The organism is Arenibacter nanhaiticus (assembly GCF_900141935.1).
Classification (GTDB): domain Bacteria; phylum Bacteroidota; class Bacteroidia; order Flavobacteriales; family Flavobacteriaceae; genus Arenibacter; species Arenibacter nanhaiticus.
In genome coordinates this window covers 1-16319 of the sequence record NZ_FQYX01000014.1, presented here as the reverse complement: position 1 = coordinate 16319, position 16319 = coordinate 1, and the positions used below count along the sequence as shown (strand labels likewise).

Annotated in this window: 16 protein-coding genes and 1 pseudogene; 8 read left to right on the top strand and 9 right to left on the bottom strand. The window is 39.4% G+C overall.

All coding sequences use genetic code 11. The features are described from left to right. The first annotated feature begins 102 nt into the window (after positions 1-102). The 6 genes from BUA16_RS09855 (at position 103) to egtD (ending at position 6543) form a co-directional block, all read left to right on the top strand. On the top strand, positions 103-1071 hold the full coding sequence (locus tag BUA16_RS09855) for an electron transfer flavoprotein subunit alpha/FixB family protein (protein ID WP_072764586.1): 969 nt from the start codon (positions 103-105) through the stop codon (positions 1069-1071). A gap of 84 nt (positions 1072-1155) precedes the next feature. Then, entirely contained in the window at positions 1156-1785 is a 630-nt protein-coding gene (locus BUA16_RS09850; RefSeq protein ID WP_072764585.1) for a bifunctional nuclease family protein, read from the top strand. A 24-nt stretch (positions 1786-1809) separates the two neighbouring features. Continuing rightward, entirely contained in the window at positions 1810-3267 is a 1458-nt protein-coding gene (locus BUA16_RS09845) for a NupC/NupG family nucleoside CNT transporter (RefSeq protein ID WP_072764584.1), read from the top strand. Positions 3268-3441: 174 nt separating this feature from the next. Next, positions 3442-4266, top strand: a complete 825-nt coding sequence (locus BUA16_RS09840) for a thymidylate synthase (RefSeq protein WP_072764583.1) — start codon at positions 3442-3444, stop codon at positions 4264-4266. Positions 4267-4394: 128 nt separating this feature from the next. Beyond that, complete coding sequence (gene egtB, locus BUA16_RS09835) at positions 4395-5555, top strand: ergothioneine biosynthesis protein EgtB (RefSeq protein WP_072764582.1); 1161 nt, start codon at positions 4395-4397, stop codon at positions 5553-5555. 16 nt (positions 5556-5571) lie between these two features. Then, positions 5572-6543 (top strand): L-histidine N(alpha)-methyltransferase, encoded by a 972-nt coding sequence (gene egtD / locus BUA16_RS09830; protein WP_072764581.1) that lies wholly within the window; start codon positions 5572-5574, stop codon positions 6541-6543. A gap of 95 nt (positions 6544-6638) precedes the next feature. Here egtD and BUA16_RS09825 read toward each other — a convergent pair whose 3' ends face one another. Further along, a complete protein-coding gene (locus BUA16_RS09825; protein ID WP_072764580.1) occupies positions 6639-6935 on the bottom strand; it encodes an isoamylase early set domain-containing protein in 297 nt (98 codons plus the stop codon). A gap of 152 nt (positions 6936-7087) precedes the next feature. Further along, positions 7088-8170, bottom strand: coding sequence for an aminotransferase class V-fold PLP-dependent enzyme (locus tag BUA16_RS09820; RefSeq protein ID WP_072764579.1), 1083 nt, complete (start codon positions 8168-8170; stop codon positions 7088-7090). 59 nt (positions 8171-8229) lie between these two features. On the opposite strand from BUA16_RS09820, the gene BUA16_RS09815 reads away from it, so the two are divergent. Beyond that, entirely contained in the window at positions 8230-8616 is a 387-nt protein-coding gene (locus BUA16_RS09815) for a 2TM domain-containing protein (protein ID WP_072764578.1), read from the top strand. Then, positions 8616-9110 (top strand): dihydrofolate reductase, encoded by a 495-nt coding sequence (locus tag BUA16_RS09810; protein ID WP_143150490.1) that lies wholly within the window; start codon positions 8616-8618, stop codon positions 9108-9110. The genes BUA16_RS09815 and BUA16_RS09810 overlap by 1 nt, the downstream gene beginning before the upstream one ends. 361 nt (positions 9111-9471) lie before the next feature. Here BUA16_RS09810 and murI read toward each other — a convergent pair whose 3' ends face one another. The 7 genes and pseudogenes from murI to BUA16_RS19205 form a co-directional block, all read right to left on the bottom strand. Beyond that, the gene (murI, locus tag BUA16_RS09805; RefSeq protein WP_072764576.1) at positions 9472-10263 is read right to left on the bottom strand and encodes a glutamate racemase; all 792 of its coding nucleotides are present in this window, start codon (positions 10261-10263) and stop codon (positions 9472-9474) included. A 165-nt stretch (positions 10264-10428) separates the two neighbouring features. Next, on the bottom strand, positions 10429-10938 hold the full coding sequence (locus BUA16_RS09800) for an OmpH/Skp family outer membrane protein (protein WP_072764575.1): 510 nt from the start codon (positions 10936-10938) through the stop codon (positions 10429-10431). Positions 10939-11033: 95 nt separating this feature from the next. Beyond that, the gene (locus BUA16_RS09795) at positions 11034-11843 is read right to left on the bottom strand and encodes an OmpH/Skp family outer membrane protein (protein WP_394333072.1); all 810 of its coding nucleotides are present in this window, start codon (positions 11841-11843) and stop codon (positions 11034-11036) included. A 95-nt stretch (positions 11844-11938) separates the two neighbouring features. Beyond that, a complete protein-coding gene (locus BUA16_RS09790; RefSeq protein WP_245795546.1) occupies positions 11939-14506 on the bottom strand; it encodes a BamA/OMP85 family outer membrane protein in 2568 nt (855 codons plus the stop codon). A gap of 16 nt (positions 14507-14522) precedes the next feature. Next, positions 14523-15263 (bottom strand): isoprenyl transferase, encoded by a 741-nt coding sequence (locus tag BUA16_RS09785; protein ID WP_072764573.1) that lies wholly within the window; start codon positions 15261-15263, stop codon positions 14523-14525. 7 nt (positions 15264-15270) lie between these two features. Continuing rightward, on the bottom strand, positions 15271-15960 hold the full coding sequence (gene porG / locus BUA16_RS09780; protein ID WP_072764572.1) for a type IX secretion system protein PorG: 690 nt from the start codon (positions 15958-15960) through the stop codon (positions 15271-15273). A 219-nt stretch (positions 15961-16179) separates the two neighbouring features. Further along, a pseudogene (locus BUA16_RS19205) lies at positions 16180-16319 on the bottom strand (hypothetical protein); the annotation flags it as partial.

Genomic DNA, 16319 nt, shown 5'->3' with positions numbered 1-16319 from the left:
TTTTATGATAGCGGCGGGTATATTTAGATATCCCCTTTTATTTCAGCAATTTCGCCAACCATTTTCCGAATGAAATTTCGGAAATAAAAAAAGAATATTAATATGTCAGTTTTAGTATATACAGAATCCGAAAACGGAAAGTTTAAAAAGAATGCACAAGAAGTCGCTTCTTATGCCTATGAAGTAGCCCAACAACTCGGCACTCATGCCACGGCAATTTCTATTAATGCCACCAATGCCGAAAGCCTAGGTAACAATGGTATTTCTAAGGTATTAAATATCACCGATGACAATTTAAAAACCTTTAACGCCAAGGCTTTTGCTATTGCCATTGCACAAGCAGCAGAAAAGGAAGGTGCCAAAGTAATCATCCTAAGCTCTAGTGCGGACACTAAATTTTTAGCACCTATATTAACGGCCAAATTGCAAGCATCCTATGTACCTAATGTAGTTTCGGCACCAACAAGTACTGCTCCCTTTACCGTTAAAAGAACAGTATTTAGCAATAAAGGTTTTGCCGAGACCCAGCTGAGCGCTGATATAAAAATCATTGGCGTTTCTAACAATGCTTTCGGAAGCCACGAAAATAAAACTGAAAGTAGTGTAGAGAGTTTTGAAGCCAATATTCCAGAGAATTCCTTTAGCACCAAATCTGTCGAGATAGACAAGGTTGTTGGAAAAGCTACTATAGCCGACGCAGATATTGTAGTTTCTGGAGGAAGAGGACTTAAGGGCCCTGAGAACTGGGGAATGATAGAGGAATTAGCCGATGTTTTAGGTGCCGCCACCGCTTGTTCCAAACCTGTATCGGACCTAGGATGGAGACCGCATGGCGAACACGTAGGACAAACTGGAAAACCTGTAGCCAGCAACCTTTATATCGCCATAGGCATCTCTGGCGCCATTCAACACCTAGCCGGGGTCAGTGCATCCAAGGTAAAAGTCGTCATCAATTCTGATCCTGAAGCCCCATTTTTTAAAGCGGCCGACTACGGTATTGTAGGCGATGCTTTTGAAGTGGTCCCACAACTAATCGAAAAATTAAAGGAATTTAAGGCTCAAACCGCTTAATTTTTGTTAAATTGTGCCCCTAAGGGCTGTTCAAAACAACTTGGTCCTTCGAGTGCTTTGAACAGCCTTTTTTAGTTATTTACTATGAGTTTAGTTAGATTAAAAATAAAAGGGATATCCTATAGCCAAACGCAAAATGGCGCATATGCCCTCATATTGAATGAAGTTGATGGGGATCGAAAATTGCCGATCGTAATTGGAGCTTTCGAAGCCCAATCGATTGCAATTGCCTTGGAAAAGGAAATCAAGCCCCCTCGACCCCTTACCCATGATCTTTTTAAAAATTTTGCCGAGCGATTCGACATTTCTGTCAAGCAGGTAATTATCCATAAATTAGTCGATGGTGTTTTTTACTCCAGTATTATTTGTGAACGCGATAATATTGAAGAAATCATAGATGCCAGAACCAGCGATGCGATCGCCTTGGCCCTAAGATTTAACGCCCCTATATTTACGTATAGAACTATATTGGACAAAGCCGGAATATTCCTTAAATTCTCTTCCAAAGAAAAGGAAAAAGAAGATTCCGATGACAGTATTATGGTAAACGAAATATTGCAAGAAGGAGAAACTGTAGAAATTACTTCCCAGAGCTCAGAAAGCTACCAAGAGCTGAGCTTAGATGAGCTTCATACCGAATTGGATAAGGCTGTTGCCAGCGAAGACTACGAAAAAGCAGCTAAACTTAGGGACGAAATTTCTAAACGCAAATAACCCCTTCATTTTAAGATTTACTGGATGAGAAATAAGCTTTGGATCCTTTTAGTTTTATTTTTGATTGCTTTCCCATCCGTTGCTCAAGACATTAGCGCTACCCCCCTCAGCAGTTCTTCCGAAATAGTCCCCAATCAGGGGGTTTCTTTTTACAGTATCGGAAGAGGGATTCTAGGCATGGCCACATTGTTATTTATCTCCTACCTCTTTAGTGCCAATAAAAAAGCAATTAATTGGAGAACTGTCAGTATTGGTGTTTTCATTCAGCTGCTATTGGCCATATGTATCTTAATTGGCAACCAAATTGGCTTTAATGCCTTTGGCTACCGGTTTGATTTGAGTTTTGTCTCCAAAATATTTGAATTTGGCGGAAAACTTTTTGTCAGCGTATTAGATTTCACCAGAGCAGGAAGTAAATTTTTATTCGAAGGATTGGTTGTAGACATGGATACTTTCGGTTTTATTTTTGCCTTTCAAGTACTTCCTACCATTATATTCTTTTCGGCCTTAACCTCCTTATTATTTTATTTGGGGATTATCCAAAAAGTAGTCAAGGCCTTAGCGTGGTTATTATCCAGATCTCTCGGTATTTCAGGAGCAGAAAGCTTAAGTGTTGCCGGGAATATCTTCTTAGGACAAACAGAGGCCCCCCTACTGATCAAAGCTTATTTAGAGAAAATGAGCAAGTCCGAAATATTATTGGTCATGATCGGGGGCATGGCGACGGTTGCGGGTGCTGTTCTGGCCGCTTATATTGGATTCTTAGGTGGAGACGATGAAGTGCTGCGCCTCCAATTTGCCAAGCACCTTTTGGCTGCTTCGGTAATGGCCGCTCCTGGAGCTATTGTAATATCAAAAATCCTATATCCGCAGACCGAAAAAATAAATACCGATGTCCAGGTTTCCACCGAGAAAATAGGAGCTAATATATTAGACGCCATTTCTAACGGAACTACTGAAGGATTAAAACTTGCTGTAAACGTGGGGGCCATGCTTTTGGTTTTCGTAGCTTTTATTGCCATGCTCAACGGCATATTGAATTGGACCGGCGATATTACCTCTTTAAATCCTTGGATAGCGACCAACACCCCTTATAACTCCTTTTCTTTGGAAGCCATACTAGGCACCCTATTTGCTCCCCTTATGTGGCTTATTGGAGTGGATTCGGTTGATGTGATGCTAATGGGACAACTTTTGGGAATTAAATTGGCCGCCAGTGAGTTTATAGGCTACATTCAATTAGCAGAATTAAAAAATATGGCCAGTGCCACTCATTTCACCTATAACAAATCGGTAATCATGGCCACCTATATGCTTTGTGGCTTTGCCAATTTTGCCTCTATTGGCATCCAAATTGGAGGAATTGGCTCCTTGGCCCCCGGACAACGCAAGACTTTGTCAGAATTTGGAATGAAGGCTGTTCTTGGCGGTACGTTAGCCTCGCTTCTCTCGGCTGCCATAGCTGGAATGATCTTAGGATAAGCCCATAATAAGCCTTCTTGCTTTCCTTTAAGCCATCCCGTTAAATTTTAGGGAATTTTAACAGCAAACTCACTTTAAGTAAAAAGAGCTTTTTATCTTTGCCTTTATTTTGAGCCTCTAAACTGAAGCCGTATATTACCTTTATTTTGTAGCAATCCTTAGCAGTAGAATACCATGAAGCAATACCACGATTTATTAAAGCACGTATTAGAAAACGGAGTTCAGAAAGGCGATAGAACTGGTACGGGTACCAAAAGTGTTTTTGGCTACCAAATGCGATTTAATCTAGCCGATGGTTTTCCCATGGTTACTACCAAAAAACTACATTTAAAATCTATTGTTCACGAATTGCTTTGGTTTTTAAAAGGAGACACCAATATTGGTTATTTACAGGAAAACGGTGTACGTATCTGGAACGAATGGGCCGATGAACAAGGTGAATTAGGCCCCGTTTATGGCCACCAATGGCGCAATTGGAACAATGATGAAGTAGATCAAATAAAAGAAGTAATAGAAACCCTTAAAACGAATCCAAACAGTAGAAGGATGTTGGTTTCTGCATGGAATCCGAGTGTACTGCCCGATACCTCTCTTTCTTTTTCGGAAAATGTAGCGAACGGCAAGGCGGCCTTACCCCCATGCCATGCCTTTTTTCAGTTTTATGTAGCCGACGGCAAGTTGTCATGTCAGCTATATCAGCGCAGTGCCGACATTTTCCTTGGAGTTCCTTTTAATATTGCCTCCTACGCCCTATTTACATTAATGATAGCGCAGGTATGCGGATACAAACCAGGAGAGTTTATTCATACCTTCGGTGATGCCCACATTTATAACAACCATTTTGACCAAGTAGCACTGCAACTGAGCAGAACTCCAAAAGCATTGCCTAAAATGATCCTAAACCCCGACGTTAAAGATATATTCGACTTTAAGTTTGAAGATTTTACCCTAGAAGACTACGAACCATACCCACATATCAAGGGAGCAGTAGCCATATAATTGATCTTTGACCTATTTATTTTATAGGCACATACTTACCAAACTCCCTTAAGCGTCCAATACTTACAGCATAGGATTCTAAAAGTGTGCATTATATTTTTTATCTTGTATAGCATAAAAAATATAGCATGGTTGTTGTCGCTGAAATATTGGATTTCTTCCTAGATACCAGAAAACACACCGAAAGCCTTTGCCGCCCTTTGGCGGTAGAGGATTATGTTGTACAACCAATTAGTGACGTTTCTCCTCCAAAGTGGCATTTAGGCCATACTACATGGTTTTTTGAGGAGTTTATCCTTGCAAAATATTCGCCCGATTATCAGGTTTTTGACCCTGATTTTTCATTTGTTTTTAATAGTTATTACGAAACCCTTGGTAAAAGAGTCCTCCGAACCGATCGAGGAAACCTCTCTAGGCCTACCGTAAAAAAAGTAATCGAATACAGGACCTACGTAACCGAGCAAATGACCACTCTATTGGAAAAATCTTCTTCAAAAGAATTATATGATTTGGTAGAAATAGGCATCCACCACGAAAAGCAGCATCAAGAATTGTTGTTAACAGATATAAAGTTTATTCTAGGCAACAATCCGCTACTCCCCATTTATTCGGCTAATTATTCGGAAAACAGCCCGTGCCAAATTAGCCATCAATGGCTTTCTGTTTCAGAAGGCGTTTATACTATTGGCCATCAATCGGACTCCTTCTGTTATGATAACGAACTCGGAAAACACAAGGTATATCTAAATCCCTATCAAATCTCCAATCTTCTAGTAACCAACGGTGACTATTTACAGTTTATGGATGCTGGCGGGTATCAGGATTTTCGATTTTGGCATGCCGATGGATGGGATTGGCTGACCCAAAACCAATTAAAAGCGCCGCTTTACTGGCATTATATCGATCATCAATGGTACCAATACACCTTAAACGGATTACAACCATTAGCTTCCAAGGCCTACGTAACCCATATTTCCTATTACGAAGCCTACGCCTACGCCCAATGGAAAGAATGCCGTTTACCGACTGAATTTGAATGGGAAGTAGCAGAAAAACAATTTGAATGGGGCCATCGATGGGAATGGACTGAAAGCGCCTATTTACCGTACCCTCATTACAAAAAAGCCGTCGGTGCCTTGGGAGAATACAATGGTAAGTTTATGGTCAACCAAAAAGTTTTAAGAGGGAGCTCTATCGCAACTCCTCCAAAACATGCCAGAGCCACTTACCGGAATTTTTTTGGCCCTTCGGCGAGATGGCAATTTACAGGTATACGCTTGGCCAAATAACCCTTACTAAATTCTTATGGAAAACAACCCAAAACCTTATTTGGACACTCCTTTTAAACAAGATGTTTATAAGGGTCTTAGCGATTTTCCAAAGCACCTCTCTTCCAAATATCTTTACGATGCCAATGGGGACAAGATTTTTCAGGCAATAATGAACCTTCCTGAATACTATTTAACCAATTCAGAATTCAGTATTTTACAGGAAAACAAGGAAGAAATCTGCACTCTTTTTGCAGAGAACACCCCTGCCTTCAACCTAATAGAGCTTGGTGCGGGCGATGCAAAGAAAACAAAGATACTACTAGCACATTTAAACAGCATCAATGCCAACTTTAAATACCTACCTATAGATCTGAGCGAAAATGCACTAAAACAACTAGAATCCTCCTTGGCCGAGGATTTTCCTAATATCCATGTTGCCCCAAAATGCGGAAGTTATATTGATGCGCTTGAAACGGTAGCCTTCAGCAAAAACAATAAAAACATCATTCTTTTTTTAGGATCTAACATTGGTAACATGCTAATATCCCAAGCCATTAGCTTTTTAAAAAAAATAAAGCGTTTGATGCATAAAAACGATATCTTATTCCTTGGTTGTGATCTAAAAAAAGACCCACAACTTATCTTAAATGCGTATAGCGACACTAGCGGTATTACAGCGTCCTTTAACAAGAATATCTTAAAACGCATCAACACTGAATTACAAGGCAATTTTAATGTCGAAAGTTTTATGCACTGGGAGGCATATGACCCCGAGTCAGGAACCGCAAAGAGCTATTTGGTCTCCCAAAAGCCACAGCAGGTGACCATAGCAGCGATAAACTTAAAGGTTCATTTTAAAGCATGGGAAACCATACATACAGAAATCTCCCAAAAATACGACCATGAGATGATTCAACAACTGTCGGAAGAAGCCGGATTAAAAATAGTATCCAAATTTGGAGACAAGCAAGACTACTTTCAAAATTATCTACTAATAAAAAAATAGGTCTATACCTCTCTCTCTCCTTTTTACTTTAAGAAGAAAAAAAGACCAATTTGCTGTTATTGTTATTTTATTCCAATAACAGCAAATTAGCGTTCTTATAATTCCAACACCGAATTTTCAGTACCGGCATAATCGTTCCACTGTAAACGGTCTGCCTCTGCTTCATTGACAAAATTACCATCTACTAAATATTTGAATTCATATGTTTTTTCCTTTGGCAAATTAAAGGTGCCTTTAAAAGTTCCGTTTTTCAATTTTTTCAAGGCACTTCCCGTAGCACTCCAATTATTGAAATCACCAACTACGGCAACCTCTTTCACTCCCTCTCCCGGAACTGTAAACGTTACCTTACAAATTGGTTTGCTCTTTAAATATTGTTTTGTAATTGCCATAATCCATAGTTTTTAATAGACCCTAAAAATACAAATTTAAACCCCTCATTGCCAATGAATCATATGACTTTTGTGAAAATCATAAAAATTAACACATAATTAACGGATAATATCATTTAAGCACCTCTATATTTAGATGTAGGCAAAACTCCCTATTTAGATTTTATAATTCTTACAATGTTTTCAATCTCCTTTTCGGTGTTATAAAAATGAAAACTCAACCTAATCCCATCGCCGCGTTGTGAACAAACCACCTCATTATTACGCAATTTGTCCCATAATTTTCCCGAATCCTTGATATTAAAAATACTACTATGCCCTTTTCTTTTTATAACCGCCTCCTCTAGCAAGCCGGCTTCTGAAAACGCTTCCTTAGCCTGTAGTGCAAGTTTTTCTATCTGCCCGTACGTCTTATCTAGCCCAATACCGGTAAGAAACTCTAAGGAATATTTTAAACTTCCAAAACTAAAAGTATCCAAATGTCCTGGTTCAAATTGTTTGGCAAAACTCCTTTGGCCCTTGTGCTCAAAGTCATGGTTTACCGAATTAAACCCGGTAGATTTACATGAAAATTTAGCGCCAACCTCTTCTTTGAACATCATAAATCCATTGCCATAGCCTCCCAACAGCCATTTATAACCACTAGCTCCCAGGACATCGATCCCCGATGTATCGAAGTTAAAGTGTTGGGTACCACAGAACTGCGTCCCATCGGCGATAATCAACAAGTCGGGAAAATCATTTTTTAGAGTTTTTAAAAATCCTAAATCAATCTTAACGCCATTTAACCATTGTACTAAACTAAGGGCCAACACGTTAATATGATCCGATTTTATTTTTGCAAGAATCCGTTCTTCGAGATCTTCGTTAATTTTCACAAAAGAAACTTTATCCAATCTACTTTCAAATGGCCAATTAAGCGAAGGGTAGTCATCTTCCAACAACAATACATTCGCCGTTTTAGGCAAGCCCTCCAACAGCAAATTTAAGCCTATGGAAAAATTGGGCACCAAGGCTACATTCTCTGCCTTACACCCAAAAAAGGTACCGAGGGTGTCTTTAGTCTGGCAAAGCAACTCATGGGATGTCTTTCTCATTTTACTGCCTCCGATTAAAAAATCGAAGTCGTGTTCTTGCCTCCAATCCAATAATCCATCATAGAGCAATCCAGAAGCGGCGGTATCGGCATAAATATTTTGGCCTAAGACCGGAAATTGTTTTATAATCTTTTGCATATCCTTAGTGATAAGAATTTTTATTTTATGATATCTTTGCCATAAAGATACATATAAGGATGTTCCTCAAAAACAAAATAAATTCTAAAATAGCTATTGAGCAGCATGAGCAATTGGAATATGCCCAGGCTAGGATGTTGCAGAAAAAACGCCTGTACAATCACTTTGTTATTTATTTGATCGGCAGTATTTTTCTTGTCGTAATCAACAAAATATTAAAATATGGTATTCAGTACGATTGGTATATCTGGGTCGTTACCTTATGGACTTTTATCATTGCCTTACATGTCTTTAACGTGTTTGTGACCCATAAATTTATGGACCAACATTGGGAACGTCGCCAACGCGAAAAATTAGTTTTAAAACAGCAAGAACGGATTGCAGCAATGCAAAAGGAAATAGAAACCGAGTTTCCGGATTCCATGATCAATAAAAAAAAAGAATAGTGCAGACCTTAACCATGATTGCAGCAGCTGCCGAGAACAACGCTTTAGGATTAAACAATGATCTTCTTTGGCATTTACCGGACGATTTTAAACGTTTTAAAAACATCACTTCTGGCCACAAGATCATTATGGGGCGAAAGACCTTTGAAAGCTTCCCTAAACCATTGCCCAATAGGCACCATATCATTATCACCAGAGATAAAAACTACGCTGTAACTTATGACCATTGCACGGTAGTACATTCTTTGGAAGAGGCTTTACAATTGGTAAAAGAAGAAGCATTGGCATTTATAATCGGAGGCGGTGAAATTTATCACTTGGCCTTAAAACACGCAACAAATATAGAACTTACTAGGGTACATGCATCCTTTGAAGCGGACGCCCATTTTCCTGAAATCAATACTTCTGAATGGAAGCTCTTAGCAGAAGAATACCATCCAAAGGACGATCGCCATCAATACGATTTTAGCTATTTAACCTACGAAAGGGTCTAACCGAATTTATACTTGTAGGTTTTAAGGAGTGAAGACAGCACATTCACTTGTTGACATGCCAGTTTTTGCTACCCAAAAATTCTTTGTTCAATAGCCCTTCTATCCGCCCATGGCCTGATTTATTTTTGCGTTAGGGACCGCGGCGGCATCCCCGCAGCAGGGCAAGGGATATAGCCAAGGGCCCGACCGACGAAGGAGGGAACGCCCTAATAATAAAACTATTGACGATAAGGATTTGGAAATAGTCCAAGTAAAATAGGACGCCTCATTCCTTTTGAAATAGAGCCGATATTACAATCCATAAGCATGATATGGGCCTAAAAGCTAGGTACAGCGCGACCTTCATTGTGCCCTTATTATTTTAAAAGTCCAAATAATCTACCCTATAGCATCCGTTTACATCGCTTAGGAAGGTCTTGAGCACCTCTGGATTTACATTGGTATAGAATTGGTGTTCTACTGTAGTTTTAGAAGCACCGACCTTTAGCTGATGTTGCTCCAGAACAGCCAGGGTTCTCCGCGCGACACCATCACCGGAATCGATAATTTCTACTTCATCCGCCAAGATATCCTTTAATAAGGGAATTAGGTACGGGTAGTGTGTACAGCCCAGCACCAACTGATCTATACCTTCTTTAAGCATCGGTTTCAGATACCGCTGCAGCAATTCCTTGGTCTGATCCGAATACAACTTGCCTTCTTCGATAAGGGCTACCAAGCCCGTACCCTCTTGCTCCAAGACTTTTATACCGTTGGCATGCAATTCTGAGGTACTGTTAAACAAAGCGCTGGAAAGAGTCCCTTTGGTGGCCAAAACCCCGACCGTTTTGCTCTTAGTGTGCAATGCCGCTGGCTTTATGGCCGGCTCTATCCCGATAAGCGGTATAGTGTAGCTTGCCCTAAGTTCTTTTATAGCGTTTGTCGTGGCCGTATTACAGGCCACCACAATAATTTTACACCCCTTGTTAATGAGGAATTCGACATTCTTGATACTCAGCTCCAAAATTTGGGCCTGGGTCTTTTCTCCGTAAGGAGCATTCTTACTGTCGGCCAAATAAATGGTCGATTCCTTAGGCAGCAGCCTGTTAATTTCCCTCCAAATAGAGGTTCCTCCTATACCCGAATCAAATATACCAATGGGACGATCACTCATGCTAAAAATATCTAAAGTAGGATTTAAAGTTAGCTAATTAATTTTAGTAAATCCCCGCAAAAAAAAAACACTTTTAAGGAAGCGGATAAATATTTTCACTAAAATACAAGACATAAAAAAAGCCATACAAACGTATGGCTTTTCTTAAATATTTAAGCGCTTAGATTAGAAACCTAATTGTTTTTTTACCGCAGGCAAAATATCCTTACCCTTTGCAACGATAAGACCACTACCTTGAGTAGCATCCATTACGTAATCGATTCCTTGAGCAGCGGCAACATCTTCGATAGCCTTTTTAGCTTTCTCAGTGATAGGCCCCATTAGTTCTGCTTGTTTTTGTTGCAGATCCATTTGAGCTTTTTGTTGTGCCTCTCCAATGTTTTTTTCAAAGCCTTGTAATTCCAATGCTCTTTTTTCGTTTTCTTCCTTGGATTTTGCAGAAGACTCGTTAGAATATTGTGTGTACTTATTTCTAAGCTCGGTCATAGACCCTTCGATATCCGCTCTATAAGTCTCTTGTAATTTTTTCAATTCTGCTTCGGCAGCCTTCATTTCCGGCATTTCGGACAATAATTTTTGAACGTCTATGTGTGCTATTTTGGTTTGAGCGTTTACAAAACTACTAGCTGCTACGAACAAAACTAGGGCTACTGCTATCTTCTTAATTTGTTTCATGATTTTAATAAATTAATTAATTTTTGCGTGTTGATTTTAATGATTTAGTTATTTGATTTGAAAAATGGTTATCCTTATTCTATTTCCTTATTTTTTTAGTCTTCCTCTCCGTCTTTCTTTTTGCGTTTTTCTTCCGCCTCTTTTCTTTTAGCTTCCCGCTCTTCAAGCAACTTCTTCCTTCTTTCCTCGTAGGCCTTTTTACGGTCTTCTCGCAATTTCAATTGTTCTTCTCGTCTCGCTTCTGCCGCTTTTGCCCTTGCATCTTCTGCCTGTTGCGCCTTTTCTTGTCTTTCTTGAAGCGCCTCGTTAGCATCTTCTTCCTCGAACCGATCTAGCCTACTTTTAGGAACGTCCTTTTTATTTGGGGCACTAATTTTTCTTGTCCTAGCAATCCCTCTTAACACCAGATCGCTTAAATCGTGCCTTTGTTCGGAATACAACATTACAACATCTGCCGATTTATCAAAAATAAAATCATAATTTTTATTGGCACCTAACTGCTGTACTTCATTAAAGACCTGATCTTGAATTGGCTGTATCAACCTTCTTTTTTGCAATACCAAATCGCCTTCCGGACCAAACCTAGCTTGTTGGTACTCCAACATTTCTCTTTCTAGGATTTGAATCTCTTCTTCCCTTTCGGTTATCAGCTCGTCTGTCAATAGCACTTTCTCTGCCACTAACTCTTTCTTCATCTGGTCTATGACCGCTCTCTCCTGCTCTATTTCGAGTTTCCATCTTTGCACTTTATTCGCCAACTGCACATTGGCCTCCCTGTATTCCTCTACATTCTCCAGTATGTATTCCATATCCACATAACCTATCCTTACCCCTCTCTGCCCAAAAGCGGAGGTTGCATACATAGTTACGACTAGGAGAACAAGTACTTGTGCTTTTATTTTCATTTTATTTTCTTTTTATACCATAGAAAATATCGTGCCAAAATAATCAATTATTATAGAATCAACAGTAAAAGCCTGAAATGTCCAGACATTAAGGATTAAAACTGTTGCCCTATGATAAAATGCGTTTGCCAACCACTAGGTCCTGCAGAGTTTGGATTGTAATCTTGATCGAATCCATATCCAAAATCTATTCCCAATAATCCAAATGCAGGCATAAATATACGCAGTCCAACTCCGGCCGATCTTTTTATCTCAAACGGATTAAAATCGTGAAAATTGTTAAAGGCATTACCACCCTCCAAGAACGCCAGTCCGTAAATAGAAGCGGAAGGCTTAAGAGTTAATGGGTATCTTAATTCTAACGAGAACTTATTGTACACTACTCCACCGTCCTGCGATTGTCCGCCTGTCATACGGTCTACGCTATAAGGTGTCAATGACTGGTTTTCATATCCTCTTAACTGAACCACATCTCTCCCGTCCATGGTATAGGTTCCTAAACCATCACCACCGACATAAAAACGCTCAAAAGGAACTTTCCCTACCTCTTGGTCATAGCTTCCCAAGAATCCAAATTCAGCATTGGTCCTCAACACCAACTTATCGATCAGGGTAGTATACCAATCTCCTTTAAAGTTTACTTTATAGAATTCTAACCATTTAAACCGCTCCTGATCTATACGCTCTACTTCTTCAGAATCGCGATCTTCAATTGCTTGATCAAAATCGGCATTTAATTTTTTATAGTCCTTTCCGTTAAACAACGAATAAGGAGGTGTAAATTTTGCCGTCAGCTCAAAGTTAGACCCACTTCTAGGGAAGATACGTCCACCTCCTGTAGCATTTCTAGATAGCCCAAAGGTATAGGCAAGGGAATTAGATTTCCCGTTCCCAAAATTAAACAAGCCGATATTGTAATCTTGGAAATCGTACAACTGATACCCTAGCGAATGCGATACGGTAAAGAAATCATCGGGCCATTGTACTCTTTTTGCCAATCCTACAGAAAGACCTGTAATAGAAAACTGCTTGCTTTTGTCTGGCTTACGGCTTACATATGGGTTATAGTAAAACTGTTGGGTTCTAGACAAGGACATATTAAACCTTACCGGTTTTTTACCTCCCAACCATGGTTCTGAAAAGTTAAGGCTATACACTCTATAAGTCCTACTGGCTTGTAAACGCAAGGCAAAAGTTTGCCCATCGCCCATAGGTACCGGCTTATATGCCTCTCCATTGAACAAGTTTTTAATAGAGAAATTGCTAAAAGAAAGTCCAAGGGTTCCTATGAAACCTCCACCGCCATAACCTCCTTGAAGTTCTATTTGGCTCGATCCAGATTCTACAAGGCTATACCCGATATCTACCGTACCGGCATTTGGATCTGGATTTTCAATTTTAGGAACAATCTGCTCAGCATCAAAAAATCCTAACTGTCCCAATTCCCTGATACTTCTAATAATATCAGATTTATTATAACGCTGACCTGGTCTTGTTCTTAACTCTCTAAAAATTACGTGGTCGTTTGTCTTGTCGTTCCCCGTGACCGTAATGTGGTCTAAAAAGGTTTCCTTTCCTTCTATGATCCTTACTTCAAAATTTATAGTATCGTTTTCTGCAGAAATTTCTACCGGATTGATACTAGAAAACATATACCCGTTGTTTTGGTATAGGTTGGTCAAATCTTCTCCATCGGGTTTGCTGTCGTCTGCAATACGCTTACGCATCAGCACCCCATTATAGGTATCTCCTTTTTTAAGACCTAACACCTGTCCCAACTGACGGTCGGTATACACCGTGTTCCCTACAAAATCTATATCTCCGAAATAGTATTTATTCCCTTCCTCGACCTTTATCTTTAAGTCGATGAGATCGTCGCCTACCTTAACAAAGGTATCTGAAATTATACGGGCATCCCTAAATCCTTTTTCGGCATATCTATCGACCAAGGACACTAAGTCTGCCTTATAGTCTTCTTCGATGTATTTGGATTTTTTCCAGAAACGGTAAAATTTCTTTTTCTTGGTCTTCTTTAGGGCTTTTGCCAAGGTATTGTCGGACAGCTGATCATTCCCTTCAAAAATAATATCATTGATTTTCACCTTTTCCCCTTTTTTAATATTTACTACCATACTTTGGGTATTGTCTCCTACTGTATCTTTGGCGGTAGCAATATTAACCTTAACGTTCAAGTACCCCTTCTTTTTGTATTTGTTTTGAAGGTAATTTTTAGAATTGGCAATTAAACTCTCGGTAATCTTCTTTCCTTTTTTAAGATCGGTATCTTTTAGGATTTCATTGATTTTATTTTTCTTTTCTCCGTATACCGTTACGTTAGAAAGCGTTGGCCTTTCAATAATATTGAGTTCAAGAAAAATATTATCTCCTTCTATTTTAGTCACATAAAAGGTAATATCCGTAAAAAGTTCCAGCCCCCATAACTTATTAATCACGGCACTAATTTGATCGCTTGGGATCGTAATAGGCTGTCCTACTCGGAGTTCTGTATAGGTTTTTACAGTTTGTTCGTTATAACTTTGTAGTCCGGTTACCTCCAGGCCTCCTAGGATATACTTTTTACCGTCCTCATACGAGGTTTCCTGTGCGGTGATACAGGCGGTAAATAAAAAGAATAAAAATGCTGTTAGAAGGTGAAGTGACATGAATCTTTTCATATCTCTAGGTGAGTTGTTCGCTTGTTTTTCCAAATCTTCGTTCTCTGTTCTGGTAGTTCTTAATGGCTAGTATTAAATGTTGCTCGGTAAAGTCGGGCCAAAATACATCAATAAAATATAATTCGGCATATGCAATCTGCCAAAGTAAAAAATTACTTATTCTGTGCTCCCCACTGGTACGAATAAGCAGGTCCACATCGGGCAAATCATGCGTGTAAAGATGGTTATTTATAATGGTTTCGTCAATTTTCTCGGGAGAAATTATATTATTTTTAACTTTGAGACTGATCTGTTGCACAGCGTTTTTAAGCTCTTCCCTAGCGCCGTAACTCAACGCCAAAGTTAAAGTCATACCCGTATTTTGGCTAGTTTTAGCCATGACGTCTACCAGTTCTTTATGGGCTTTTTTTGGCAAAGAAGCTATATCGCCAATGGTATTTAAACGAATATTGTTTTTGTTAAGGGTAATGAGTTCCTTTTTAAGGGACGACACCAAAATGCGCATTAAAGTTTCTACCTCAAGCTTTGGCCGGTTCCAATTTTCGGTAGAAAAGGTGTATAAAGTGAGGTACTTAACACCGATTTTCGCAGAACTTTCTACGGTGCTGCGCACTGTTTTTACGCCTTGTTCATGCCCAAAAACCCTAAGCTTGCCTTTTTGTTTAGCCCATCGTCCATTACCATCCATTATTATAGCAATATGCGCTGGTAATTTTTCAATGTTAAGTTCTTCTATAGTATTCATATATGTATTACTGGAAGCAATCTTGACAAGGTTTTCTTCCGAAGGTATACGTTAAAGTAAGCCCCGAGAAAACATACCAATCATCACTAAAAATATTTCCAAATTTAAACTCTTCATAATTAGACCCTTCAGGGTTACTCCCATCCAGGTTATCGGTAAAGGTATATCGGGCTCCAATTTCGGCTCCTAGGACCAAAAACTGGTTAAGACGCAACTTGGCCCCAACGGTCATGGGAATCGCAAACGCCCCTTCTTTCTGCCCATCATCCTGCGGGGTTTGTCCACCGCTAAAATGCATATATCCATATCTAAAATAGGTAACCCCCGTATACAGATAAGGGGTAAATGCGGATCCAAACTTATGCAGGTTATAGTCCACAAAATTAAATTCGAGTCCCGCCGATGCTTCAAGGACATCATTTTTTATCACAAAACCTCTTGATTCACGAGCGGTATTATTGGATTTGGTATCGTCAGCGGTAAATTCACCGTAGATAACACTGGCCCGCCATGCATAGCGCTTACTTTTATTCCATTTAAAAAGCCCCCCAAAAGCAGGACCAGAAGGCAAGATATAAGTAGACCTGCCCACATCGCCAATATTATTGGCGCCACCGGCAAATATCCCTACTTCATATGTCTGCCCATTGACTTCCCCTAAAAAGAATACAAAAATGGCCGCAAAAAATAATCTCATTTGTTCCAAAAGTTTGCAAATATAAGAAATTCAGTACTTAGACTACTATTTAATTAGTCACTCCTTATCAACTCAGTTTCTTTTTCAAAAAAAAGCGAGTCAAAACGGGATTAAAAATATAAAACAATAATAATTCGACTTCGTTTTTTAATTGCTTCATCATTTCCTTAAGATTCCACCCCGTTGCAGCTAAAAAAGCATTGATTTGCGGTGAAGTTGCCCCACTAAGATAGTTTTGTGCCATTCTAAAGTCCGTTTTTAGATGCCCTATAACTGGCTCGATGGCCGCTCTTCTCCTAAACTTTTTGCGTTTACTCCGCTTTTGATATTCTGTATCTCGTTTTAAAGGTTTGTAGTCC

Bases quoted from the DNA above. Each gene is read 5' to 3' on its own strand.
- BUA16_RS09845 (WP_072764584.1), top strand. From the start codon at position 1,810: ATGAGAAATAAGCTTTGGATCCTTTTAGTTTTATTTTTGATTGCTTTC.
- murI (WP_072764576.1), bottom strand. From the start codon at position 10,263: ATGAGTGATCGTCCCATTGGTATATTTGATTCGGGTATAGGAGGAACC.
- egtD (WP_072764581.1), top strand. From the start codon at position 5,572: ATGGAAAACAACCCAAAACCTTATTTGGACACTCCTTTTAAACAAGAT.
- BUA16_RS09850 (WP_072764585.1), top strand. From the start codon at position 1,156: ATGAGTTTAGTTAGATTAAAAATAAAAGGGATATCCTATAGCCAAACG.
- BUA16_RS09790 (WP_245795546.1), bottom strand. From the start codon at position 14,506: ATGTCACTTCACCTTCTAACAGCATTTTTATTCTTTTTATTTACCGCC.
- BUA16_RS09785 (WP_072764573.1), bottom strand. From the start codon at position 15,263: ATGAATACTATAGAAGAACTTAACATTGAAAAATTACCAGCGCATATT.
- BUA16_RS09800 (WP_072764575.1), bottom strand. From the start codon at position 10,938: ATGAAACAAATTAAGAAGATAGCAGTAGCCCTAGTTTTGTTCGTAGCA.
- porG (WP_072764572.1), bottom strand. From the start codon at position 15,960: ATGAGATTATTTTTTGCGGCCATTTTTGTATTCTTTTTAGGGGAAGTC.
- BUA16_RS09820 (WP_072764579.1), bottom strand. From the start codon at position 8,170: ATGCAAAAGATTATAAAACAATTTCCGGTCTTAGGCCAAAATATTTAT.
- BUA16_RS09840 (WP_072764583.1), top strand. From the start codon at position 3,442: ATGAAGCAATACCACGATTTATTAAAGCACGTATTAGAAAACGGAGTT.
- BUA16_RS09825 (WP_072764580.1), bottom strand. From the start codon at position 6,935: ATGGCAATTACAAAACAATATTTAAAGAGCAAACCAATTTGTAAGGTA.
- BUA16_RS09815 (WP_072764578.1), top strand. From the start codon at position 8,230: ATGTTCCTCAAAAACAAAATAAATTCTAAAATAGCTATTGAGCAGCAT.
- BUA16_RS09795 (WP_394333072.1), bottom strand. From the start codon at position 11,843: ATGAAAATAAAAGCACAAGTACTTGTTCTCCTAGTCGTAACTATGTAT.
- BUA16_RS09855 (WP_072764586.1), top strand. From the start codon at position 103: ATGTCAGTTTTAGTATATACAGAATCCGAAAACGGAAAGTTTAAAAAG.
- egtB (WP_072764582.1), top strand. From the start codon at position 4,395: ATGGTTGTTGTCGCTGAAATATTGGATTTCTTCCTAGATACCAGAAAA.